The organism is Trichothermofontia sp. (assembly GCF_053493415.1).
In genome coordinates this window covers 32,410-57,682 of the sequence record NZ_JBRCAD010000105.1, presented here as the reverse complement: position 1 = coordinate 57,682, position 25,273 = coordinate 32,410, and the positions used below count along the sequence as shown (strand labels likewise).

Below are 25,273 nucleotides of genomic sequence, written 5' to 3'. Positions count from 1 at the left end.
TGAGGGATGGCGCAGCCCGAGGTTAAGGCGATCGCCCAACCCGGTCCGAGCGGGCTGGCAAAATGCTCTGGCAAATGGTAACAGATTTAGTGCCGAAGCTACCGTGCCTCCCTGAGAGACCCCACGTGACGGCCCATCCCGACCACTTTCCAGCGGGGGATGCTGTTTTTTTTACCTGAGGCGGGCATTGTAAGACAGGGGGCAGACAAGCGGAATCCGGCAGCCCTACCACTGCTTGCACCCGCAACCCCTAACTCGCACCCCCCGGCTAGCAAGCCTCGCCATTCTCTGTTTTCATGGGAAAAGCCCCTATGCCTGTTGCCCCTATGCCTGATGTGTCCACCCTTGGTCTCTCCAGCACTTGGCTGATCAAAAGTGCCCAAACCCTAAGCGGCCACCCCTATACAGGGACCGTCCATATTTACCAAATGGGTCAAATTTACCAGATCTCCTGGTTGACCAGTTTGGGCGATTTTGCTGGGTTGGCGTTTCTGGAGGATGATCACCTCCTGGCGGGTTGGTGCCCCGATCAAGACTATGGCCTGATGCTCTACCGCATTACCCCAGACGGTATCCTGGAGGGTCGTTGGACAACCCCCATGAGCTATGCCCAAACCCATCTGGAACGGGCAACGGGGGGCATTGCTGGTCAGTTGGCGGGAACCTATACGGTCGCCGGGGAAGTGCGCAATAGTACTTATGCTGGCACGTTAACGATCGCCGAGACAACCTCGGATATCTACCATTTGCGCTGGCAGGCGGAACGGGCCTATGAGGGGATCGGCTTACGGGTACGGGATTGGCTGCTGGCCAGTTGGGGCTATACCTATCCCCCCAGTGTTATGGACTATACGATCGCGGGCGATCGGGCCTATGGCCGTTGGGTGCGGTTCCAACAGTCTGAAATTGGCCTGGAAACCTGGGAACGCATTTGCTAACGCAGTGCCACTTGCAGCGATTGGACCACGGCGTCGGAAAACATTTCGGTCACGGCTTCTAGGTAGGGGAGGAGCCGGGCCATGTTTTCAATGGCTAGCCGATCGTGCAGCTCCCGCGACAGCAGTCGCAGCATACTTTGTACCAACTTCCAATCTACCCTAAGGGCAGGATAGAGCATCACACAAAGCGGGAATAGCTCCTCTTTGACGGCGGCGATACTCCCCTCTAGCAGGCAGAGGCAGAGGTAAACCTGAAACATTTCCGCATCGCGCACACTGGAAATGCGCACGGTCTCATGGTTTAGGGAACCGGTATAGCTCTGGTACTGGGGGTATTCGCGGGCTACGCGATCGCAAATCACGTGGGCGATCGCGGTGCTCATGGGTAACACCTGCTGGACAGTCTGCAATTCCGGTGCGGGTAAGTCCCACTGGGCGGCAGCTTCATAGGTGCGTTGTAGGGGCATATAGAGGTGATCATCCATCACCTTTAGGTAGGGGGTTACCAGGGCTTGTTCGGGTTCGCTCAACCAGCCCAGCAATACCTGCCCAGTATAGTGAAACTGCATACTGACTAGGCCAAGCACCCGTGGCTCCCGTGCGGTGTACTGCCGCCGCACCTCCCCAAACGCCCGCCCTAGCAACACGGACAGCCGGGCGGGTGGCACTTCCTGGGCATAGGCCGTGAGTGTTTTCTGATAGGTTTGGTGGATATCTTGAATGATCTGCCAGGGGTTCGCCGTATCCACTTGAATCCCGTGGCGCTTGATCTCATCCGCTAACAACACCTCGACCTGGGACCAGGCCGTTGCACTGGCTAACTCTAAATGGTTAAGCAAATAGTTGGCGGTTTCTATCCGTCCGGCTGCTGAGTCTAATTCTGCATAACTCCGGGATTGTTCACGACTGGCCTGTTCTGCTTGGGCCGCCTGGTTGATGTCCGCGATATATTTTTTGGCCCACAGCGCGGATAGGGAGGCAAGGGTGTCGGTGTCCCTGTCTGAACGTTCGAGGGGGGAGTCTGTCATGTCGATGGGGTAGATGAGCAGCAGTCGGCAGAGACAATTTAAGGTTTTCTTAAGTCCCCTGAACTTCTATCATACCTTGCTGGCTAGGACACGGCGATCGTTTTCCTAGCTGACGAGCCGACTGGCTTCCGCTTCTGCTGGTGTTGGGGGAGACGGGGGGCCGTTGAGCCGGGAGTCAGCCTGGGGGGTGGGGGCAACCGCCCGATCGGCGTCCGCCGGCAGTATGCCGCAGGGCAGGGTCATACACGCGACCGTGCCCACGCCCACCTCACTCACTAGGGTTAAGGTGCCCTGTTGCAGCGTTACGCAGGCTTGGGTAATCGTTAAGCCCAAACCCGTTCCCATGGTCTTGCTGGCACTTTTGGCCCGGAAAAAGGGTTCAAACAGGTGTGCCTGGTCCTCTAGGGCAATCCCATGTCCATGATCACGGATATAGAAGGTCACGTGTGGTGTTGTGGCTGGTATAACGGGTGATTGGTCGGGATAGAGGAGGGCGGGAACATCTGGGCAAGAGAGTTCCAATTGAATTGTGGTGTGAGGCCGGGAGTATTTAACTGCATTACTCAACAGGTTAGAGAGGCAATGCCAGAGCAACTTGGCATCAAGATAGACCTGCTGACAGGTCCCGTGTTGGATAAATTCCAGGTGGTGGTGCTGGCCAATGCCCGTTTGGAAAGCCGCCAATAAGTCCTGGCAGAACGCAGCCACGTCCATTAGGGTGGGGGTATAGGCTAGACGGCCTGATTCAATATGACCAAAGGTGAGAATATCTTCGATCAGGCCATCCATGCTTTTGACGGCTTCTTTCGCCTGCTGGAAATAGCTCTGTTTTTTCTCCTCATGGCATTGGTGCCCGAATTGTTCCAGGAGTTCCACTGCCGATTTGATCAGGGACAGCGGTGTCCGGAGATCATGGGAGGCCATTGCTAAATATTGGGTTGTTCGCTGTTCAATATCCTTAGCTCGTTGTCGGAGCGTTTTCTCGGCTTGGTGGCGACGAATGGCAACCTGAATGGCCACATTAAGATCTTCGGGACGAAAGGGTTTGAGTAAATAGCCAAAGGGTTGGGTATCGTGGGCCTGCTGCACCGTATCCGGATCGGCAAAGGCCGTCAGGTAGACGATCGGAATTTGATAGGTATGCCAAATCTGGTGGGCAGCCGCAATCCCACTAATTTTGCCTTGGAGAACAATATCCATCAGTACCACGTCCGGGCGTAGCTCCGCAGCTTTCGCGATCGCCAATTCGCCGGAATCGACCGTACCGCTCACCACATATCCTAATTTTTTAAGCTGGCGACTAATGTCATGGGCAGTAATAAACTCATCTTCAACAATTAGTACTTTTGCAGTAGCCATAGAATCGACACGGAGATTCCTAACAATTTAGTTATACTGGCCAGCGAAGGCAAAATCATAGAGATTTATAAATCTAAAAAAACTATTGCCGACCTGTACCCAGGTTACGATCGTCAGCAGTGCTCAAATTATCCGGTGAATAAATGTTATAGGATTTTCGCCAGACTGGGTAGCGATTGTGAGGTTTTAGAAAGAGAGTGCTTACTGAATTCTCACTCGGAAGGCCCTGATCCCTAACCCCTGCCTAACTGAGCTAAACTCAAGGGTAAGGTTCGCAATTGAGTTTAATCAGCGAGCTAATATTGTTCCTATTGTACCGTTAGCACTACAGCTGGAAAAGTAAAGTTTTTCAACATTATTCCGTGTAATTGCTGGATTGGGATAGGTCGGTGCTCAGGCCCGTCGTTCGTAGTAAATTTCGGCAAAGGTGAGTTGGAACTGGGTACCCTGCTCGACGTTGAGGGCGATCGTGCCTTTGATTTGTTGGGTGAGGCCACAAACAAGCTGTAGCCCCATTGAGTTGGTATGACGGAAGTCCAGATCAGCAGGAAAGCCGACACCATCGTCCTGGACCGTTAATTGGTATCGGGCTGCATTGAGGCGGGCCAGCGTCACCTGCACCGTGCCCGATCGCTGATCGGGAAACGCATGTTCCAGGGCATTGGTGACCAGTTCGTAGGCAATCAGGCCGCAGGGAAGGGCTGTTTCCAGGTTCAGGGCAATTGGCTCGATCGCGAAGCTGAGTTGGATGCCCTGGGTGGGGCGGCCATACATGGAGAACGCATAACTGACCAGTTGATGGAGGTACTCGTCAAAGGCCATTTGGGCCAGGTCAGAGGACTGGTACATGCGTTCGTGAATCATCGCCATTGCCGAAATCCGGTTCTGACTATCCTTAATAATGCGGAGGACCTGGGGATCTTCGATCATATCTACCTGCCAGGACAACAGGCTGGAAATGATTTGCAAGTTATTTTTAACCCGATGATGAATTTCCTTGAGCAGCACCTCTTTTTGCGATAACTCATTGGCTAACTGGGAGTAGAGATTGGCTTGTTGAATCGCAATCCCAACTTGGGTAGCCAGCCGCTGGAGGAGATTGAGTTCCGTGTGCTGCCACTGGCGATCGTGGCAGGCATGGACAATCAGCAGCCCCCACAGACAGGTATGCTCGCCTTCGGACCAGGCACAGGTAGCGCCAATTTCGACCGGCGTTTCTTCGGCGGCCAACAGGATCGGGGCTACCATGCGGGACTGCACTCCAATTTCCTGCATAAAGTCGGCAATGCAGGCACTCCACGCATCCGCCTGCACATTGGGCACAATCTGGGCCTGACCCTGGCGATAGAACGTCATGCAGGCTTCCAGGAAGGATTCGTCGAAAAACCGTAAATTGAGCAGGCTGGGCAGGCCGGGTGTGACGGCTTCTTGAATCACGTGGGTGGCGGCTTGGGGATAGAGGCGGAAAATCAGGACGCGATCGGCCTGGAGCAGTTGGTGGATCTCCCGTACCGTTGTGGCCAAAATATGATCGAGATCGAGGGATTGGCGAATTTGTTGGGAGAGGGCGTGCAGGACTTTTTCCTGGCGGATTTGTTGCTCCAGGATTGTCTCCGTGCGTCGGCGTTCGGCCAGTTCCGCTTGTAGGCGGGCATAGAGATCGGCTTGCTGGATGGCGGTCCCCAAACGCCCGGCGATTTGCCGCAGAAGATCCACTTCGCCCGTGGGCCACAGCCGGGGAGCCGTGCAGTGGTGGGCAATTAGCAGGCCCCAGAGGCGTTGCTCACCGTAGAGGATGGGCACCACCAGGTTAGCCCGGATCTGGAATTGGGTCAGAAATTCGGCATAGCAGGGATCGATCGCCGCCGTCTGCACATCCGCTACCACGGCCACGCGACCCGCTTGGTACTGTTCAACCCAATCGCCGGGGAAGCACGGGTCCTGCACGGCTTGTCCCTGAAGGCTTAGAGCAGCCTGCGAGACCGCCTCCACGAGGACATCACCTTGCCAGTTCGCCTGGAAACGGTAGATCAATACGCGATCGACGCTCAGGAACCTTCGCACTTCTTCCACCGTAGCTTGCAGGATATCCGCCAGGTTGAGGGGCTGGCGCATGCGGAAAAATAATTGGGCCAAAAGGTGATCTTGTTCTGCCTGACGTTGTAGGGTCTGCTCAGTGCGTTTGCGATCGCTAATATCAAAGCAAACGCCCGTTACGCCAATGCTGCCATCCGGTCGGGGCACGATCGCCCCCGTATCGCGAATCCAGGCGACCTCGCCCGTTGGCTTGATGATCCGATACTCGCGCTGGATATTTTGCCTGGGGTGGTTGAGCCTGACGAGGGAGTAGTAAAAACTGTCGCGATCGTCGGGATGCACGAGTTCGATGAGGCATTGGGGCCGAGCCAGAACGGCCTCTAGGGTTAAGCCAGTGAGTGTCTCTACCCCCCGGCTGATAAATAGAAGATCAAAGGTTTGGTCAGGATGCAATATCCCGCGATAGACAGAGCCAGGAATTTGGTCGGTCACTTCGCGCAATAGCTCCTTTTGCTCCTGCAAAGTTTGCTCAAAGACCCACCGCTCGGTAATATCACTAATGCGGACAATCATGCACTCCGTACTGGCCACTTGCAGATGTTTGGCCACGAGGTTCCCCCAGAAGCGATTGCCCTTTGGGGTCAAGTACTCAAATTCCCTTTTAAAAGTACCCGTCCGGCTAAATTCCGCCTTGAGGGTCTCAATCTCCTGTTCCGAGAGCGGTTGGGTATGAAAACGGGTGCTGTGCTTGCCAATCAGGTCGGCGGAACTGTCCACCTCAAACAATTCCACTGCCCGACGATTACACTGGGTAATACACCAGGTATTGATATCAACAATAAAGATGGCATCCGCCGATTCCGCAAAAATGCCCTCAAATAAATCTCGATTTCGCCGAATTTCCAATTCCGCTAGTTTGCGATCGCTGATATTGCGAACAATGGCAATCACTTGCTGAGAACCCAGGGGACTAAACCGAGCCTCAAAGTAACGGGGGATATCACCAAACAGCAGGCGATACTCTAAGCGTTGGATCTGTTGAGTTCGGAGCGTTTTTTTGACGAGTTGGTAGATTTGGCGTCCGACCGGTGAGGGCAGTATGTCCTGAACTCTCTGACCTAAAAGGGTTGCTGCTGGCACGTATAAGTCCGCATCCTGTTGGCACTTAACTTCGAGATATCTGCCCTGGGCATCTAAGCGAAAGAGCATATCGGGCAATGCTTGAACGATGGCTTCTAATTTTTGATTTTGCTCGGTGAGGGTAGCCGTGCGCTCAGCTACCCATTGCTCTAAAACCCGGTTGGTCGATCGCAACTTAGCCACGGCATCCTCTAGGGACTGCTCCATCTGCTTGAGGTCGGTAATGTCCAGGACCAGGCCATTGACCCGCACCTCCCCTGTGGGCAATCGGGTATAGGACGCCCGGTCTTCCACCCACCGAATGGCACCCGTGGCCGTCACAATCCGAAATTCGTGGTTTAACGGCGCTAGGGTTTGCTGCGCCTGCTCAAGCCGTTGCTGAAACTGGGCGCGATCGTCGGGATGGATGAGGTCAAACAGGGCGGCGGGATTGGCTTGGAACCGGGCCAGGGGATAGCCCGACACGGCTTCAATGCCCGCACTGAGGTAGGTGAGGCGCATCTGCCCATCGCGATCTAACTCCACCTGGTAAACCGAGCCAGGAATTGTACTTGTAATGGTCGTGAGATATTCATTCTGGTGTTCGAGGGCCGTAATGGCTTGCTGTTGCTGATAGAGGGCACGATCGCGGGCCTCGGTTCGCTGTTGTAACAGCGTGTCTTTTTGCCGAAGTTGGGCGGCGGTTGTGGCTTCCAGGGTAGCGAGTCGCTGGCTCAGGGATTGCACCATGTCGTAGAGGGCGGCGGCATTCAGACTATGCAGAATCGTGCTTTGGGTGACTAACCCCACCAATCCCCCATCTGCTCCGATCACGGCCAGCCGACGGACCCGTTGCGCTTGCATCAGCGTATGGGCTTGCCAGAGGGAATCTGCTGGGGTGAGGGTGAACATGGGGGAACTCATCACCGCCTGGGCTTCGACTGTGGCTAGGTTCAAGCCCAATAGGTGCAATTGCACCACATCTTGCTCGGTGATGATCCCTAGGGGGGCGGGGGAAGTCCTGGCAGTTTTATGGGTACGGCTGGGGGGGTCGGGACTCTCGATAACCACGACACCACTGATCTGGCGTTCGGCCATGCGCTGAATAATTGCTTGGAGGGAATCGGTCAAAGCCGCTGTTATCACCGATCGCGTCATCACTTCCTCAACCCGTCGCCAACGGAGCGGTTCGAGGGGTTGTAAGGCCCGTTGCAGGGTTTGTGAAGTCGCCACGCCCAACAGGCGATCGTTGTCATCGAGAATGGGCAAATGGCGAATGTGGTGCTGCTTAAAGAGGTGGATCACCCTAAAGACATCCTCGCACTGCGATCGCCGCAGGGTCATGACCGACGACTGCATGACCGTTGTAACCGGTACATCCGCCAGTGGCAGGGACTGGGCCATACACCGTACCAGATCGCGCACGGTCAGGATGCCGCACAATTCGGTGCCTGCCATCACCAACACATAGTCAGTCACATAGTCAGTCGCAAGGTCACCCCCCAGGTCTGAAGGGGGCGTAGCCCGCCCTGTGGCCAGGGCGCACGTTGAATGCTGGGGATGCATCATCCCCAGGGCCGTCGTTAGGGATGTATCTGGTGTGACAATGGGGGGCTGGGGATCGATCGCAAGATCAGGAAGCATGTCAACAGGAAGAGGGGGCAATCGGTTTCTTTATTTTGGCCAATTATTAACGCAAATGGTGGCGGATCAGCCCTCCCCAAGCATTATCCAAGATTGGCTTGCTCCGTACAATGTGACTCAAAATTATGTCAACTCCAGCACTCGGTGATTCCGATGCTTCCCGGAACTGCCATGTCCTCCCTAACCGTTAAGAAATTCAGGTGCGTTGACGGCCTGGTTGGGGACGTGTTAGCTTAAGCAGCAATTCAGGCTCGCCCCCATTCAATACCTCTGCCTCTGCCTCGGTGCTAGCCGCGATCGTACACTGGGAGGCGGTTTGAGTGGAGTGAGTGAAGTCAAGCTTAATCTGGTGACGCTTGTGGCTTGGGAATGAGTTTCCCGCGTTGCAGCGGTACTGGAACGGAGGAACCAAATTTTGGGGCTTATCCTCAACTGAATCTGGTGATTATCAGGATCAGGGGAGGAGGGACACCTCTCAGTCCTAGCCCGTCAGCTAACTCCGTCAGCATTGGGGGGAGGACTAAAGAGATCGCATTGTTCAGAAATTGAATTTAAGTCATTCAAAAATTCAATCGAAAGTGCAACGACTCTTAACAGCCTCTCAAGTTGCCGATGTTAAGGGCTGGTCGATTTGACCACACTGCACCTGTATCTACTTTGTGTTGGTTCTTGCCCTTTGGGCTTTCTAGCACGGGTGGATATTTTTCTCGCTGCTCTCATACCCATTGCTAGCCTTAGAGGATGTTTTAAAAGGAGGATCGCGGTTTTAACCGCGACTACGAATCTCAACGTTTGGCTGTCCTAAGGGTTGCTTTACGTTTGTAGTGGCGACTAACGTCGCCGAAACGACTTGTTTCTGGACTTTTCAAACACTCTCTTGGGGCTACGGATGGCTCGTAGTGACGACTTTAGTCGGCTACACCGTCAAACTTAGGTAACCGCAGTTAACCCTAGCTAACACTCGTGGTCTGTCAAACTTCATTGGGGGTAGGTTGGGCGCACTGCGTTTGCCCTAGCCCAGTGGGCGTGTTGGGTCTCGCAGACTAGACACGAATAACATCCCCTTGCTTTAGCTATGACAGCCTGCTAGCCAATACGGATGTATTCTGAACCGTTGTCGCCCCACAACTGGTTTACGATCGCATCTCTTGATTCCCCTATCCACAGACACTTCAACGAGGGAGCGTATATACCTTGGATAACTGGCAAGCCATTGTAGCAACCCTGCTATTCTTCGGTGTCATCTTTTTGGTAATGACCGAATGGATTCATCTAACGATCGCGGCCTTCTTGGGTGCCCTACTGTTAGTCTTTTTCGATATTCTCACCCTAGAAGAAGCGGTGGGCTATATCGGGAGAAGTTACTCAACCCTTGCCCTCTTTTTTGGGGTGATGGTATTGGTACGAGCTTTTGAACCTACGAAAATTTTTGACTATTTGGCGACCCAAATTGTGATCCTTGCCAGGGGCAATGGTAAGCGCCTATTACTGGGAATTGTCGCGATTACCACTCCCATTTGTGCTGTTCTACCCAATGCCACAACTGTGATGCTATTGGCTCCCCTTGTTCCAACAATGGCCCAGGAAATTGGAGTAGATTTTATCCCGTTGCTGATTTTAATGGTGCTGGTGGCGAATAGTGCAGGACTGCTGACCTTGGTTGGAGATCCAGCTACGTTTATTATTGGCGATGCCATTAACCTTAGCTTTATGGATTACCTGCTGCGGCTAAGTTTGGGCGGAGCGGTCGCGATCGGGGTTATCCTGGTCGTACTCCCACTGCTCTTCCGGCGTACTTGGCGCAAGCAGCTAGACACCCTTACCCAACTTCCCCATCCCCAGATCAACCATCCCCGCACCCTGCTGGTTGGGGGTCTTATTATGGCCCTGGTCCTCGGACTGTTTGCTGTGGGAGAAATGATGCCAGTGCCCATCTCGCCCGCTGCCGCTGCCCTCCTCGGTGCGGCCTTAGCGCTCCTGCTAGCCCACCATAGTGGCATTGATTCGGTGACTAACATCCTATTGCCGTTGTTTTATGCCATGATGTACGGGGCCACCCTAGGGGGAAATGGCACCTTGGTGGGTGCTTCCGCTAACATTGTGGCCGCAGGCATTGCTGAACAACACGGTAAGCGTATAGCGTTCCATACGTTTCTACGGTATGGCTTTCCCATCATGACCTTACAACTGATCGTCTCGGCTCTCTATGTGGCAATTGTTTTCCTCCGCTAGGTTGCAACCGGTCTGATGCAATGGGTTGACAGCGTTGCCCTGCCTAGAGGCTTACTTATGGCCCACGATCGCGTAAACCTGATAGGACTGGGCGATCGCGGGTGCGGGGGTGGCTAGACTGCTGAAGGGATCACTCGTTGGCGCTAAATCTGCCCCTAGGGGTTGGCTAAAGTGATAAGTCACCCGCTGAAAACCCGTGGTTTCCAGCAAATAGGTCAGAAACGCCGGATGCCACAGGCGGGTATTTAACGGGTCCAGAAACCACTGCTGGTTAAGCACTGCTGGACAGAGGGGGTTGAGCAACTCCAGGACGATCGTCCCGCCTGCTTTGAGGGCGGCATAGCTCTGTTGTACCAGCGCGATCGCGGCTGGGGGGGACAACGTATCCAGCAATTGCGCCGCAAATATGCCCTCTACACTATCGGCAGGCAGATCGGCGAGATAGGGCAACACCGGCGTTTGCAGCACCTCCAACCCTTTCTCTTGGCAGAGTAACCGCAAATCCGTATTTTGGGTTAAGCCCTTGGCCTGATAACCCGCCTGCTGCGCTAGGTCTAGAAATTCCCCCCGCTGGCAATTCAAATCCACGAGCAAACCAGCTCCAGCAAAGTAGGATAGCAAGACTTGGAATCGGCTTTTGGCCGTTGCTTCACTGCCCGCGAAGCGCTCCAGAAAACCCGCGTAATCAAAGCTTTCCATCAAGGGCACTGCCGGCGTCAGGGGAGTGACGGGTGGGCTTCCCGCTTGGGGATGCGGTGTGAGGGGGGAAGGCCCCGTCGGGGCGATCGCACTGGCTACCGGTACAGAGGGGGCAGATGCGTGTAGGCGTCGGACTTGGCGCTCCGCTCTTGCCACTTGCTCACGGGTGGCCTTCACCTCCTGTCGTATCGCATCCAGGTGGTAATACACCTGATCCCGTGTGGTTGTTTGGGCGGCTTCGGCCTGTTGCCACTGGCGTTGGCTTTGCTCCACTTCGCCCCGCAGGGTGACGATCGCATCGGTCACCTGTTCCAGGCGCGTATTGACGTGATCGCGCACCTCCTCCATAAAGTCATGGAGATCGATATCGGCCTGCTGCAAATTGTGAACCTCCTGCCGGAGGCCGCGCACGACCCGCACATTCGCCGCATTGTAGGAAATTTGCTTTTCGATCACCGGGCGCAGCAGCTTGCGGGCCAGTTTGCGCAACGCCACTACGATCGGCCCCAACACCTTACTATGGGCCTTGATCGTCACCTGGTAGATATCAAACCCCGTTTGCAGGAGTTCTAGGTCCTCGGCCAATTCATTGGGGGGTGTCCCCACTGGACGATCGATCGCGGGTTTGGGCGGTGCCGCCAGGTAACGGCGGGGTTCCAGGCTTCGGCGCATTTGCTCTAGGATGCGCTGTTTATCGATCGTGTCGTGATTCATATTTCAGTCGGGCGATCGGGGTTCTAACAACTGCGGCGCATTTGTGCAAGCATACTTTCAGTCCCGCGATCGGGGTTCTAACGCTTCTCTACACTGTCCTAACGCCTTAGGCCCGGAAATCCGGTTACCAATACGCTGCTGCAAAAGTTTACCAGATTAGCAGAACGCTTGTGGGGTAGGCGTCCCGCCTGCCCGATCCACCTGCCAGATCCCACAAGGCGAAAGGCGAAAGGCGAAAGGCGAAAGGCAAAAGGCGAAAGGCGAAAGGCAAAAGGCAAAAGGCAACAGGCGAAAGGCGAAAGGCGAAAGGCAAAAGGCAAAAGTTAAAGATCTTCGCTTGTCAAGCGTCTCTCTCAGCGGCGATCGTCGCAGTTTCCTTCCGGGTCTGGAGTTGTAGCACGATGTCATCATGCATCTGGCGGCTAATGGGATAGAAAAAGGCTAGAATCAGGCCGCCGATTAACACCAGGCTGGGAATCGGGCCAATGAGCCAGCGGATCGCCCACAGGGCACTTTCCGGTTGGATTGGGGCCGGTTGATCGGCCAAATGGGGAATCAGGCCAGCCCCGTCGAGGATTTTGCCCACCAGGAACAGGGCGATCGCGACGGCTACCTTTTGCAAATAGACCACTAGGCCATAGAAAATGCCTTCCCGCCGGTGGCCTGTGTTCAGTTCGTCCAGATCCACCACGTCCGGTAACAGCGACCACGGCACCAGGTAGGCTGTTGCCAACCCCGCCCCCGCCATTACTGCGAGTGTATACATGAGGCCGATTTGTCCCGGTTGCAGCCCGAATAATCCTGCCTGCGCCACCAGGGTCAGGGGGATGCCCCAGAGGTAAATCTTTTGTTTATTGGACTGCTGCCCCAGCCAACTCCAGAAGGCCATTGTGGCCAACGCGGTTCCCTGGACGGCTAGGGCCATTTGGGTGAAATGGGTTTCCGATAGCCCCATCCACTCCACCACGAAGTAGGGCAAAATCGCCGCTGTCACCTGGACGCCCAACCAGGAACACAGGTACAGCCCAATCACAAAGAGAAAGGGCCGGGTCTGGAAGGCGACTTGCAATTGTTGGCGGAGGGGCCAGGATTCCCCAGGACGATTGTCCTGCCGTTGTTGCTGGACCCAGCGAAACCGCCGATAGGTCCCCGCCACACACACATACACCGCCAGCGTGGCCACCAAACCGCACACGGCCCCCAGGATTAAATACTGCTGGCGTTCCCCAGGGACGATCGTAAAAATCACCTGGGCCAGAACTAGAGCAATAATGCTGCTGCCAATGCTAAAGGCGGCTTTGTAGCTAACCAGTTGGGTGCGTTCGTCATAGCGCTGCGTCAGTTCCGCCACCAGGGTTGAGTAGGGAATCACGACGGCGGTGTAGGCAGCATAAAACAGGAAGGCGATCGCCGTGTAATATCCCCACAACCCCAGTTGGCTAGTTGTATTGGGCACTACCCAGAACAGCAAAAACGTTAATCCTAGGGGAATTGCCCCCAGAAGCATCCAGGGATAGCGGCGGCCCAAGGGAGAACGGGTGCGATCGCTCAGCCAACCCACCAGGGGGTCATTAATGGCATCCCACAGCTTACTAATCAGAATCACACTACCCGCCAGCGTTGGATTAAGACCCGCCACATTGGTGAGATAGAACAGCGCAAAAAAGACCAGAATACTGCTGGTCACTTCACTCGACATTTCACCAGCCCCATAGGCCAGCTTTGTCGTCAAATTCAGGGGCACCGGTGACATTGGAACCGCTGTCTTAGCGGGAGAAGATTGGATCACAGCCATTTACCGAAAAAACAAAGCATCAGTCCTCCCCCCTTACTATCCCCTATTCTGTCTCCTCTCTCCTCTCTCCTCTCTCCTTCCTACCCCCTACGACAACTCAATCTGACAATCATCCCCGATCAAAAACCGCAATGCCTTGGGACGGCGGGGTGCTTCAGTGAGCCGTGCCCGTTGGCCAATCACACTATCGACTAAGCGTTGATGGATACCTGAAATACTCGCTTGATCCAGGATCACGCTATGCTCTAAATCCACCTCCTGGAGCGTGACCCCATCGGCAATGCTGCTATAGGGACCAATAAAGCAATTTTCTAAGTGGCAATTTTCGCCAATCTTCACCGGACCGCGCACCGTGCAGTTCACCAGCTTAGAACCGGCCCCAATCTGTACCCGCCCGATCACCTGGCTTTGGGCATCAATTTCACCTTTGATATCCGTTGTTAGATCACTGTCGAGAATTAACCGATTCGCCTCTAGCAAATCATCTTTTTTCCCCGTATCCAACCACCACCCCTCCAACTGGCAGGCTTTGACGGGATGCCCCAACCGAATTAACTGCTGAATCGCATCGGTAATTTCCAACTCGCCCCGTGCGGAAGGTTGAATTTGGGCGATCGCCGTATGAATCCTGGGGGTAAATAAATAAATCCCCACGAGGGCCAAATTCGAGGGGGGATGTTTAGGTTTTTCCACCAATTCTAGGACCCGCCCCTGCTCATCCAGTTTGGCTACCCCAAAGGCTGTGGGATTAGGGACGGGGCGCAGCAGAATCAACGCATCCAGGTTTTCAGATTGGAAAGTTGTCAAAAATGATTGCAACTGATTCTCAATCAGGTTATCCCCCAGGTACATGATGAAGGGTTCATCCCCCAGAAAGGGTTGGGCGGTTTTGACCGCATGGGCTAGGCCCAGGGGATGTTCCTGCAAAATGTAGGTAATCTTGGCCCCAAAGCGATCGCCATTACCGGTTTTACTGCGCACCTCTTCCCCGGTTTCCGGGCTGATGATGATGCCAATGTCCGTCACGCCTGCGGCCACAATCCGTTCAATGCCATACCAGAGGATCGGTTTATTGGCGACCGGGACCAATTGTTTCGCCCCGGTGTGGGTGAGGGGTCGCAGTCGGGTGCCCTTCCCCCCCGATAGGATCAATGCTCGCATCGCGGATTACCTTGCCGTTTGGAGTTCACCTAACATTGTCCGTAATCCTTGCCGCCAATGGGGGGCCGGTTCACCTAAATAGTGATTGATTTTGCCACAGGCGAGGACGGAATAGGCGGGACGACGGGCTGGCGTGGGATATTCGGAGGTGGTAATGGGGACAACGCGCTGAAGCCGTAGGGGGATGCCCAGGGCAGCGGCTTCTTCAAAAATGGCGATCGCAAAGTCATACCAACTGGCCACACCGCTATTGGTGTAGTGGTAAATCCCGGCGGGAATGGGTGTGTTAGTTGGGTGGGCGATCGCCGCGATCGCCTTGGCTAAATCCCCCGTCCAGGTTGGCGTCCCAATTTGATCGGCCACGACGCGGACTTCGGCGCGTTCAGCCCCCAGACGCAGCATGGTTTTGACAAAATTCCCCTTGCCCCCCGCCCCATACACCCAGGCCGTGCGCACAATCACCGCATCCGCATCGGTGGCTAAAATCGCCTGTTCGCCGGCCAGCTTAGACTCGCCATAGGCATTGAGGGGATGGGTGGGGTCGGTTTCCAGATAGGGAATGCCCTTATCCCCTGCAAACACATAGTCCGTTGAGATGTGAATCAAGCGGGCATCACAATCGAGGGCGGCAGCCGCCATCATCCCCGGTGCTTTGCCATTGACCATCATGGCGCGATCGCGTTCAGCTTCGGCGCGATCGACGGCGGTATAGGCTGCGGCATTGATCACCACGTCCGGGTGAGCCTGCTCGATCGCCGATCGCACTTGGTCCAGTTGGGTCAGATTGAGTTCCTGCCGGGTCAGAATGGTGAGATTCAGGCCGGGTAGGGTTTGTAAAGTGGTTTGTAATGCCTCGCCTAATTGTCCGGCTCCCCCGATGAGTAAAACACGCATAAATGATGTGGTTAATAGCTAGAGATGAGTGGTGGGTGGTTAGGGATGAGTGGTGGGATGGGAGAACCCCAAGCACGACGGGTTAGTCAAACAAATCAGCGGTCTGAAAGGATTGTCCCTGTTGATCTTTGGCAGAGAGGATCGGGGGTGTGGTTAGGCCCCAGTCAATGTTGAGATCGGGATCATCCCAACGAATGCAGCGATCGTGGGGTTGCGAATAATAGTCAGTGGTTTTGTAAAGAACATCGGCGGTGTGAGACCGAACGACAAACCCGTGGGCAAACCCAACGGGAACCCACAGTTGACGATGGTTTTCGGCACTGAGTTCGACCCCAACCCATTGGCCAAAGGTGGGGGAACGACGGCGTAAATCAACGGCAACATCAAAAATTGTGCCCACAACAACCCGCACCAACTTCCCCTGGGCTTGGCCAATTTGATAATGCAATCCCCGCAGGACGGATTGGCGCGAGTGGGAATGGTTATCCTGGACAAATTCAACGCTGAGGCCGGTTTGGGCTTGAAACTGCCGCTGGTTAAAACTTTCGTAGAAAAAACCGCGATCGTCGCGAAATACCTTTGGCTCAATGATCAGAACCTCTGGAATGGCCGTGGCAATAACCTGCATGACCTACCTCTACACAACCCCGCCCATCTTAAACCGGATTCCTCCCCCACTCAAGCTTCACTCCTCACGAAGCCCCAACGGCCTGGACCCGCTCTAGTTCCAGATCATTGAGGTAGTCGATCGTCCAATTGGCCTGTCGTTGCAACATGTGGAAGGGATAGGTATGGGCCACTCCAACGACGGGAATCCCGGCCCGTTTGGCGGCTTGAATCCCAGCAGGGGTATCTTCGATCGCTAAGCATTCATCGGGGCGGAGGTTGAGTCCCGGATAGGATTCATTCAAGCGGGTCACGGCAAGCAGGTAGCCGTCGGGTTCGGGTTTACTGGCCCGATGATCGTCCCCGGCGACAATCACGGGAAACTGGGCTAAGAGGTTGGCTTGTTGCAACACCCATGCAATTTCCTGACGCAGGGCACCGCTGACGATCGCGAGTTTCAGTTGGGCCGATCGCAACCGAAAAATCAGATCATCCAGGCCGGGATAGAGGGGTAAGCGCTCTAAACCCGCGATCAATTGTTGATAGGCTTGGGACTTACGCTGGACGAGTTTGTCTAAATAGTCGTCGCTCACGACGCGCCCGCGTTGGGCCAGGATTTCCTGGAGGCAGGCGCGATCGCTCCGCCCCAGGCACAGTTGCCGAAATTCTCCTGGTTTGGGCCGCAGGTTTTCCTCAAGGAGGATTTGTTCAATCAATTGCTCATGCAGCGATTCATCATTGATGATGACGCCATTGAAATCAAATAAGACGGCCTTTAATACCATGCCCGAACACCTCACCTAGGTCTAGACCGCTGGATCAATGGGGGTAGGAGCCGCTCACTGAGTCGGGTCCATCCCCCTAGGGCAGCGTTCCCTTAACTGGGTACGGGTACCCAATCCCCCGTCCCTGGCTCTACCTCTAGCTTACGCTCGCGCCGCGTCTCTGCCGCCGCATTGGCGTACTCTGCTTGGGCAGTTGCCGGGGTGGCATCGGCGATCGGTTTCACGCCCCGCGTCACCTGATGCATCCACCAAAAGGGAGTGGTTTGCACGGCCCCAAAGCCGACCCGGCCCATGTCGGCATCGAGGCTGTTGTCGGCATAGTCTTTGATATACGGTTCCTCGAAGATATCCATCAGCCAGGGGGTAAACCGCAGGGTTTGCTGGTTGCCATCCAACACCAGAAACTCGCCCCCGGTTTTCAGGAGCCGGTACCCTTCACGCAAGATGGCCTGGGTGATGGCCGGAGGAGTTTCGTGAAACAGGAGGGCGGCGGTCACCAGATCAAAGCTTGCGGCCTCCAGCCCTGTGTGGGCGGCGTCGGCATGGAGCCAGGTAATGGTTTGTTGGGCTTGTTGCGTTTTGCGATCGGCCATGACCAGCATGTAGGGCGACAGATCCAGGCCAATGACCTCAGCATCGGGGAAGGCTTGCTTGAGCAATAGGGTCATGGAACCGGTACCACATCCTAGGTCTAAAATCCGTTGTGGGGATTTCACGCGAATGGTGTCTATTAAGGCTTGACGGACGATCGCTTCCCCTGGGGGCAGGACGTGGTAGGTAATGGGGTCATAGGTAACCGCCGCATCAGCCGTGAGATAGCCGCCCACAATGCCATGAAAGGGGGCCGTCCGGTAATAGTCGGGATAGGTGAGATCCGTTCGTGCCGTGTCTCCACCGGAGAATCGTTGGAACCGTTGCGTGGCCTTTGGCCAATCAATTTCGGCTTTCAATCGGCGCAGGGCCGGTTCGTCGATCAGAAACGTCCGAAAAAACGGGGCCAGAAAGCGCTCAAAAATCGTGTCTTGACGGGGCATAAGGATTTCCGCAAAAGCCGATCGGGTATCGGGCAACAGATAAACCCCTTCAGTTTAATAAATCCTTACTTCCCGTGGACGTGGGGTGCTGACGTGACTGGCAATGCGTGCTCCCTGAAGAGCCTTCCTATAATTAAAGTTAGACAGCCCCCCAGGAGACCGCAACGATGATTGCGCCTGAACTTCTCGCTAGCTTGCCCTCAACGGAAGTGTTACCCTGCTCCGACGATACGCCTGTGGACAACGAAGATCAAAATTCTCTGCCTAATCTGTTGTTGTTCATGTTGGCCAGCCTGTGGGCCGATCGGATGGATTGGTATTTTGGGGTCGATATGGCGGTGTACCACACGACGGGCGCCGATCCCCGCATTCCTGTGGTGCCGGATGCGTTTTTGAGTTTGGGTGTCGAGCGGCGCAAGGGCGGACGATCGCGGCGCAGTTATGCCACCTGGGAAGAAAATTGGGTGGTGCCGATCCTGGTCTTGGAGATGGTCTCCCACAAACCGGGCGGCGAATATGGCTCGAAGCAGGAGATTTACCGCAAGCTAGGGGTTCTCTACTACGTGATCTACAACCCGGAATTTTGGCGACGCGATCAGCACCAACCGTTTGAGGTGTACCAGTTAGTAGAGGGAGAGTATCAGCTTGTGTTCAGTACGGCGCAGGCCGATCGTCCCTATTGGTTTGCTGATATTGGGTTAGGGTTGGGCTTTTGTCGCCAACGGCTGGGTGGCATTGAGCAGGAAATCTTGGTGTGGTATGACGCCCAGGGGAATGCCTATCCTACACCCGATGATGTGCGTGTCCAACTGCGGCAACAACAACAAGCACTCGCAGCCGAACGGCAACGCGCGGAAGCCGAACGGCAACGCGCAGAAGCCGAACGGCAACGCGCAGAACAGGCAGATCAACGCGCAGAAGCCGAACGGCAACGCGCAGAACAGCTCGTGCAGTACCTGCGATCGCTCGGCCTTGATCCCAATAACCTGCCCGACCGCTAGGATCGGTTCGGCGTGGGGGCCGTAGTGACGACTTTAGCCGCCACCCTGCTGGTCGCCCACATCCACCTCAGAGCGCTGCCTAATTCACCGCTGCCAGATCGTAGCGGCTGGTCAGTTTTTCCAACTGGCGCGTCAACAGGCTCAGGAACAAGCCCACATCCGTCACCACGCCGACTGACTCCAGCGAGCCACGATCGCTCAACTTGGTTACCACTGCCGGGTTGATGTCCACACAAACCATCTTGACCCCCGCAGGCGTCATGTTGCCGACGCCGATCGAGTGCAGCATCGACGACAGCATGAGGATCATATCGGCTCCTTGCAAGAGACGGGCGTAATCCTGTTGAGCCTCGATCAGGTTCATGTGGGTATCGGGCAACGGGCCATCATCCCGGATCGAGCCAGCTAGGGAGAAAGGCACCTGCCGCTTCACGCATTCGTAGAAAATGCCACTGGTGACCACGCCCTGCTCAACGGCGGCCTGGATATTACCGCAGCCCCGGATCTTGTTGATCACCTTCAGGTGGTGGCGGTGACCGCCCCGCACGGACACGCCGCGCTGCATATCAACCCCCAAAGAAGTGCCCATCATCGCCTGTTCCAGATCGTGGACCGCGATCGCATTGCCACCGAGCAACGCCTGCACATAGCCCTCCCGGATTAACCGTGCTAAATGGGCACTTCCTCCGGTATGGACGACTACAGGACCCGCCACCACGACCACCTTGCCCCCCTGATCACGGATATGGCGCAAATCCCAGGCAATTTGTTCGACTATTAGTTCCACCCGGCGTTCACTGGAAACCCCCGATCCCATGAAGGTGAACTCCTGGCTGCCCCGCTGGTCACGGGCCTCTGGCTTGCGGATGGTGCGAATCCCCTCGACGGCAACAACGACGCGATCGCCGACTTGCAAATCCCGGATCAGTTTACATTGGGCGATCGGGCCTGCCGCAGTCTCGGCGACCACCACCACCCCATCCATACGCTGGTTCTGTACCGGTACCCACTCGCAATGCACCCGCACTTCCGTCGGGTAAATCGTGGTGACATAGAAATCATCGGGCGCAACCCCCGCTTGGGTGACCGTTTCCAACTGGGCATCACAGACTTCTTGGGGACGGGCCATTGCCCCCAGGTTAATCAGTTGCGATACCAACTCCTCCATGACTAACCGGGAGGGCGCCGATACCTTAATTTCTGCGGAAGACGTACTTTGCCGCTGCTCACCCAGGTTGAAATTGAGCACCTGGAAGCTGCCGCCACCCTCCACAATCAGATCCAGTGCCCGGTTAATTAACCCGGCATCCAAAAGATGGCCCTGTAACTGAATCACGCGGCTTTCCACCGGGGCATTGGCATGGAGATCCACTTGCAGCGGTTCCGTGGTCCGGAGGGTCAGGCACTTGGCTGCGCCCCCCGCCTTGAGGAATTCCGTGAGCGGGGTCTCCAGCACGGTAAACCCAAGGGAACCTAGGCGTTGCTTCAGGTCATTGCTGGCCCGGTTCATGACGATCGTGTGATCAATATTGACCGCATTACAGGCAAAATTGTCCGCATCGACTTCACTGACCACGATCCGCTTCGCTGTGGGCACCCGGCGCTCAATCAAATGGTTCGAGTAGGCATCAAACGCGGGGGGATAGTAGAGCAAGTAGCCATCAGTAAGCGGGCAGAAGCAAGTATCTAGATGGTAGAAGCGCTCGTCCATTAACCGCAGGGACAGGACTTCGATATCAAGCCACTCGGCCAGGTAGGGGTGGGAGTCGAGTTCCGATCGGAAGCCATAGCCTGCCCAGAGCCACCGCCCCTCGCGATCAAGGAGGGCATCCCCCGCCCCTTCAAAGGGCAGATCATGGGGGAGTTCATGCACCGTATACCCCTGGGATTCAAACCAGGCTTTGAAATGGGGTTCTTCCCCTTGCCGTTCCTTATGGAAAAAGCGACTGAGGACGACCTGATTCCCCAGCACTAGCCCCGCATTGGCCGTAAACACCATATCCGGCCAGCCTTTTTGGGGTTGAACCAGATCCACGATCGCGTATTCCTTGAGAATATGGTGCAAGCCCTGCCACTGGCTAACGGCCCGCTCCCGCGAAGACTTATGAACATTTCCCTCCATCCAAGGATTAATCACGTAATCTACGTCATAGTGATCGGGAGGACACATTAGAATACGAATAGCAGAGGCTGTCATAGAGAAAAAATCCTGAAAGTAAGCGTTTGCATCAACCCATAAGCTCTCTGGCAGTCAAGCGTTTGTCGAGTGGGTTCGACAAGAACCTCTATAACTGTCGCGTCTAGCAAATTTTGTATCTGGCAAACACAAAAGCGCTGACCAGCCGTTCGCCAGACAGCACGAGTTGATCAGTTGACCAATTGCCTATTGTATTATGGGCACCTCGAAAAATACCAATTTTCGCAACGATGGCCAAGTTGCTAATCGCCTTGCTCTCGTGAGCCTTGGCGATCGCGATCGGGTTTCCTCGCTGGCTCCATTCGGTTGGGGGCTACCGTTAGCTCCTGCTGGCTCAAGCCATAGGTATCGCGCACTAAATAAAGGGGGCGACCCTTCACTTCTTCATACACCCGACCCAAATATTCTCCAATAATGCCCAGGGTGACTAATTGCATTCCCCCTAGGAATAGTAAAACCACCATGAGGGATGCATAGCCCGGTACATCCACCCCCAAGATCAGGGTGCGGAGGATGAGGAAAAAGGCATAGGTAAAGGCTAGCAATGATAGACTGATCCCGATATAGCTCCAGATCTTGAGGGGGACCAAACTGAAGGAGGTAATGCCATCCACGGCAAAACGCCAAAGCCGCCGATAACTCCATTTGGTTTGTCCCTGGTAGCGACGATCGCGATCGTAATAAACGGCGGTCTGCCGAAAACCCACCCACGCAAACAGCCCTTTCATAAACCGAGTGCGTTCAGGTAGCTGCTTCAGAGCCATCACCACTCGCTGATCTAAGAGGCGAAAATCCCCCGTATCCCGTGGAATAGCGATCGGGGACATCTGGCCCATCACGCGATAAAACAGATTGGCCGTCAGGCGTTTCAACCAGGTTTCGCCCTGGCGGGTGCGACGGGTAGCATAGACCACGTCGTACCCTTCCTGCCATTTGGCAATCAGTGTCTCAATTAGCTCTGGTGGATCTTGCAAATCAGCATCAATCGGGATCACGGCTGTCCCCTGGGCAAAGTCAAGTCCCGCCGTGAGGGCAACTTCTTTGCCAAAGTTACGCGACAGGTTAATGACCTTAATCGCGGGATTACGATCGTGGTGTTTTAATAATTCCGCCAATGTCTGATCGCGGCTGCCATCATTGACGCAGATAATTTCGTAGGGCCAAGCAATCTGGGCGAGGACGGGTTCTAGACGGGCAAAAAAGTAATCAATATTGGGCGCTTCGTTATAGAGGGGCACCACGATCGAAAGGCTGGGACTTGGGGAAGTTGGCGGCTGGGTTGACATGGAAAGCTCCGCCTCCGCCTAGGAGCTTGCCGGCACCCCACCCACCGGGGGACGATTCTGTAGTTGCTGGACAACTCGCCGCAGGACGCCGTTAATAAAGCGGTGCCCATCCTCATCCCCATAGAGTTTGGCCAGTTCAACGGCCTCGTTAATCGCGATCCGTTCCGGGGTCCCTAGGTAGCACATTTCCGTAATGGCAATTCGGAGCAGGTCGCGATCGAGGCGCACCAAGCGCTGCACTTGCCAGTCCACCAGCGACGCCTCTAGCAGCTGATCAATTTCCGGGCGGTTGGCGTGGAGGTGTGCCAGGATTTCCAGGGCATAGGCACGGACATCGGCTTGATTGGCCAATTGAATCCGCTCCGGGAAGTCGAGCGCGGCCCCTAGGCGATTGAGGGCTGCTTGTCCCTGCGCGATCGCCGCCTGGACCATCACCCGCGCACTGTCCAGATGGGCTGCCTGGGTTTCACTTTTCAGCAGTTGCTCATGCCCGCGATCGAGTTCCATTGCTGCCGTTTCCAACGCCTCGTGGGCCTCGGTGGTCAGGGTACGCACCGCTGCTAGGACCAGATTTTGTAGGTCTTGCTTGGCTAGTCGTTCAGGACTCGACGGTAGTTGACTGAGGGCCAAGAGGGCCAACTCACGGGAAATTTGGCGGGCTTTCATGTGGATTTTTAGCCTTCTTCAAAGAACCTTCTGTGATTAGCCTTCTTCAACCGGCAACATCGCCTCGCTGGTGGCCACACTCCGCGAGCGCGGATTCTCCGATCGCAGTGCTTCTGATCTTAGCGCTTCCAGGCGAACCTCCTCGGCCCGTCGCTCCTCCAGTCGCCGTAGATCGGGCAAGCTCATGCCATTCTGGGTCATGGCACTGGGGTTGACAATCCCGCCCGAAATCAACACCTTAAAGGCATCTTCGATCGACATCGAGATATTAATTGCCTCCGCTTCGGGCACGATCGCATACCAGCCGGTCGTTGGATTCGGTGTAGTCGGGATGAAAATACTGAGCATCGGTCCCGGAAAGTGGGGTTCGATTTCACTGCTGACATTGCCCGTCACAAAGGCGATCACCCACAGGCCCCGGCGTGGGTATTCCACCAACACCACCCGCCGGAATTTGCTACTCGAATCCTTGAGCAGGGTTTCCAACAATTGCTTCAGGGTTTTATAGACTGACCCAGCAAAGGGAATCGCTTGTAGAACCCGTTCTCCCACATCTAGCAACCACCGCCCGACGATATTCCGGGCCATGAGGCCAATCAACAGGATACTCAACAGGGGCACCGCCAGCCCCAGGGCCAGGTTAATCAGGTTAATCAGCAGGGGATCAAGATCGTTGATGGGGTTGAGTTGCTTGGGTACGCGGGTCAGGAAACTAACAACCCAGGTGGAGATCGTGAAGGTCAGCCAAATGGTCGTGGCCAGCGGAATCACAACCAAAAGGCCCGCAATCAGGTCATTCTTAAGATCTTGTTTCAGATGTTTGAACACAGTAGGCTGATTCTCCTCTGACGGACCGGGAAGGCAAGTAGTTGGGTGGATTAGGGAACCAGCCGGGGGTGACCCGCTGGCTGGGGGAAGGGGGATCGCACGGGGCCACGGATGATGCCCGTGGGATCTACCTTAGTTGTAAGACTTGTATCTACCTTAGTTGTAAGACTTGTAAAGAATTGTTTCAAGTTGCCTCAGGAATCCCGTCACGGAGGACCCGATCGGCCACCCCTGAGCGACGGGCGTGGGGCGTCGGTGACGATCGCGATGGAATTCTGAATCAGTATCCCATATAACATTTATCTAAATAATCGCATGGGGATCAAGCCTTAATCACCCATCGTAGCGGAGATCCCAGCCGCCTTGGTAGCACGGGTCGATCTGAGCATGGGGTGTAACGACCGTGAGCCGGTGGCGAACAGGGCACTGCCGCCCGATCGCCCGGTTATTTGCCGGTCTATCTGTCTGCCTACATCTGGTGGTTGATCAGGGCACGGAGACCCCAAGCCCCGATCATGGCATAGGTGAAGGCTAGGACAATTCCGTTAATGCTGGTGCGCCAGGATGCTTGGGAGACTCGAATCTTGGCACGGGTCTCCGCCTCGCTGCGGCGACCATCAATTTCTTGCTGGGCTTGCTGGCGCACGCGATCGGCTTCCTGCTTGAGAAACTCATCAATCTTTTTAGGGTCCTGTTTGAACTGCTCCAGGAGTGCGGCATTTTCCGGGTCCATTTGCCCTTGGGCAATGGCTGCTTGGACCTGTTCCGGGTTTTCCAGCAGGGTGTTAATCCGGCTCCGCTGTTGCTGTAGCTGCATTTGGAGCTGGACATCAATCTGGGATTGGGCCTGTTGAATGTCCGTCTCAATCTGTTTGAGCGCCTCTGATCGCTCATACTGCACATTGCTCAGATGCACAGGGACCAACACCAGGAAAAAGACGCCCAGGATGGCGGCCAACACCAACAACCAAAACCGGAGGTCAAAGAACAAGCGTCGCTCTAGCAGGGCACTCGCATTGACCCGTGCGATCCAACTGCCGATCAAGAAAAACGCGATCCCTAGCAGCGGGATGGGCCCCTGATCGACTAACTGGGGGATTAGGCTTAATTGCCACTGGCGACTCCCCCAATCATAGGGAATAGCCAAGGCTAGGCAGTTAATGATGGGAATTAGGACCAATACAATCCCAATAATCCGTAGGATCGTCGCGACGGTAGGGGTAGGTTTATAGGAAAACTCGTTCATGGAA

At 55.3% G+C, this 25,273-nt stretch carries 18 protein-coding genes and 1 riboswitch; of the genes, 3 read left to right on the top strand and 15 right to left on the bottom strand.

The features are described 5' to 3' along the window. Positions 1-311: 311 nt before the first annotated feature. On the top strand, positions 312-938 hold the full coding sequence (locus ACWIUF_RS09055; RefSeq protein WP_448572023.1) for a hypothetical protein: 627 nt from the start codon (positions 312-314) through the stop codon (positions 936-938). Here ACWIUF_RS09055 and ACWIUF_RS09050 read toward each other — a convergent pair. The 3 genes from ACWIUF_RS09050 to ACWIUF_RS09040 form a co-directional block, all read right to left on the bottom strand. Continuing rightward, positions 935-1,966, bottom strand: a complete 1,032-nt coding sequence (locus tag ACWIUF_RS09050; RefSeq protein ID WP_448572022.1) for a hypothetical protein — start codon at positions 1,964-1,966, stop codon at positions 935-937. The two genes, ACWIUF_RS09055 and ACWIUF_RS09050, sit on opposite strands and share 4 nt — an antisense overlap. 105 nt (positions 1,967-2,071) lie before the next feature. Then, positions 2,072-3,325, bottom strand: coding sequence for a hybrid sensor histidine kinase/response regulator (locus ACWIUF_RS09045; protein ID WP_448572020.1), 1,254 nt, complete (start codon positions 3,323-3,325; stop codon positions 2,072-2,074). Positions 3,326-3,718: 393 nt separating this feature from the next. Further along, a complete protein-coding gene (locus ACWIUF_RS09040; protein WP_448572019.1) occupies positions 3,719-8,125 on the bottom strand; it encodes a GAF domain-containing protein in 4,407 nt (1,468 codons plus the stop codon). 371 nt (positions 8,126-8,496) lie between these two features. Beyond that, a riboswitch (cyclic di-AMP (ydaO/yuaA leader) is annotated at positions 8,497-8,648 on the top strand. Positions 8,649-9,319: 671 nt separating this feature from the next. Between ACWIUF_RS09040 and ACWIUF_RS09035 the strand changes: the two genes are divergently transcribed. Continuing rightward, positions 9,320-10,357: an SLC13 family permease gene (locus ACWIUF_RS09035; RefSeq protein ID WP_448572018.1), complete on the top strand. Its 1,038-nt coding sequence runs from the start codon at positions 9,320-9,322 to the stop codon at positions 10,355-10,357. A gap of 51 nt (positions 10,358-10,408) precedes the next feature. Here ACWIUF_RS09035 and ACWIUF_RS09030 read toward each other — a convergent pair whose 3' ends face one another. From ACWIUF_RS09030 to ACWIUF_RS09000, 7 genes are all read right to left on the bottom strand, one after another. Continuing rightward, positions 10,409-11,770 (bottom strand): hypothetical protein, encoded by a 1,362-nt coding sequence (locus tag ACWIUF_RS09030; RefSeq protein WP_448572017.1) that lies wholly within the window; start codon positions 11,768-11,770, stop codon positions 10,409-10,411. Positions 11,771-12,110: 340 nt separating this feature from the next. Beyond that, positions 12,111-13,523: an MFS transporter gene (locus tag ACWIUF_RS09025; protein WP_448572016.1), complete on the bottom strand. Its 1,413-nt coding sequence runs from the start codon at positions 13,521-13,523 to the stop codon at positions 12,111-12,113. Between the two features lie 129 nt (positions 13,524-13,652). Beyond that, complete coding sequence (locus tag ACWIUF_RS09020) at positions 13,653-14,726, bottom strand: glucose-1-phosphate thymidylyltransferase (protein ID WP_448572015.1); 1,074 nt, start codon at positions 14,724-14,726, stop codon at positions 13,653-13,655. Between the two features lie 6 nt (positions 14,727-14,732). After that, positions 14,733-15,620, bottom strand: coding sequence for a dTDP-4-dehydrorhamnose reductase (gene rfbD, locus ACWIUF_RS09015; protein WP_448572014.1), 888 nt, complete (start codon positions 15,618-15,620; stop codon positions 14,733-14,735). Positions 15,621-15,702: 82 nt separating this feature from the next. Next, positions 15,703-16,248 (bottom strand): dTDP-4-dehydrorhamnose 3,5-epimerase, encoded by a 546-nt coding sequence (gene rfbC, locus ACWIUF_RS09010; RefSeq protein WP_448572013.1) that lies wholly within the window; start codon positions 16,246-16,248, stop codon positions 15,703-15,705. Positions 16,249-16,312: 64 nt separating this feature from the next. Then, entirely contained in the window at positions 16,313-17,011 is a 699-nt protein-coding gene (locus ACWIUF_RS09005) for an HAD family hydrolase (protein ID WP_448572012.1), read from the bottom strand. Between the two features lie 92 nt (positions 17,012-17,103). Further along, on the bottom strand, positions 17,104-18,045 hold the full coding sequence (locus tag ACWIUF_RS09000) for a class I SAM-dependent methyltransferase (protein ID WP_448572011.1): 942 nt from the start codon (positions 18,043-18,045) through the stop codon (positions 17,104-17,106). Positions 18,046-18,212: 167 nt separating this feature from the next. On the opposite strand from ACWIUF_RS09000, the gene ACWIUF_RS08995 reads away from it, so the two are divergent. Further along, positions 18,213-19,046, top strand: a complete 834-nt coding sequence (locus ACWIUF_RS08995; RefSeq protein ID WP_448572009.1) for a Uma2 family endonuclease — start codon at positions 18,213-18,215, stop codon at positions 19,044-19,046. 79 nt (positions 19,047-19,125) lie between these two features. On the opposite strand, the gene argZ is transcribed toward ACWIUF_RS08995, so the two are convergent. From argZ to ACWIUF_RS08970, 5 genes are all read right to left on the bottom strand, one after another. Then, on the bottom strand, positions 19,126-21,243 hold the full coding sequence (argZ, locus tag ACWIUF_RS08990; RefSeq protein WP_448572008.1) for a bifunctional arginine dihydrolase/ornithine cyclodeaminase: 2,118 nt from the start codon (positions 21,241-21,243) through the stop codon (positions 19,126-19,128). Between the two features lie 242 nt (positions 21,244-21,485). Continuing rightward, positions 21,486-22,529, bottom strand: coding sequence for a glycosyltransferase family 2 protein (locus ACWIUF_RS08985; RefSeq protein WP_448572006.1), 1,044 nt, complete (start codon positions 22,527-22,529; stop codon positions 21,486-21,488). An 18-nt stretch (positions 22,530-22,547) separates the two neighbouring features. After that, complete coding sequence (nusB, locus tag ACWIUF_RS08980; protein ID WP_448572004.1) at positions 22,548-23,195, bottom strand: transcription antitermination factor NusB; 648 nt, start codon at positions 23,193-23,195, stop codon at positions 22,548-22,550. 36 nt (positions 23,196-23,231) lie between these two features. Beyond that, positions 23,232-24,023: a DUF502 domain-containing protein gene (locus ACWIUF_RS08975; RefSeq protein WP_448572002.1), complete on the bottom strand. Its 792-nt coding sequence runs from the start codon at positions 24,021-24,023 to the stop codon at positions 23,232-23,234. A 469-nt stretch (positions 24,024-24,492) separates the two neighbouring features. Beyond that, entirely contained in the window at positions 24,493-25,269 is a 777-nt protein-coding gene (locus tag ACWIUF_RS08970; protein ID WP_448572001.1) for an HpsJ family protein, read from the bottom strand. Positions 25,270-25,273: the final 4 nt, after the last annotated feature.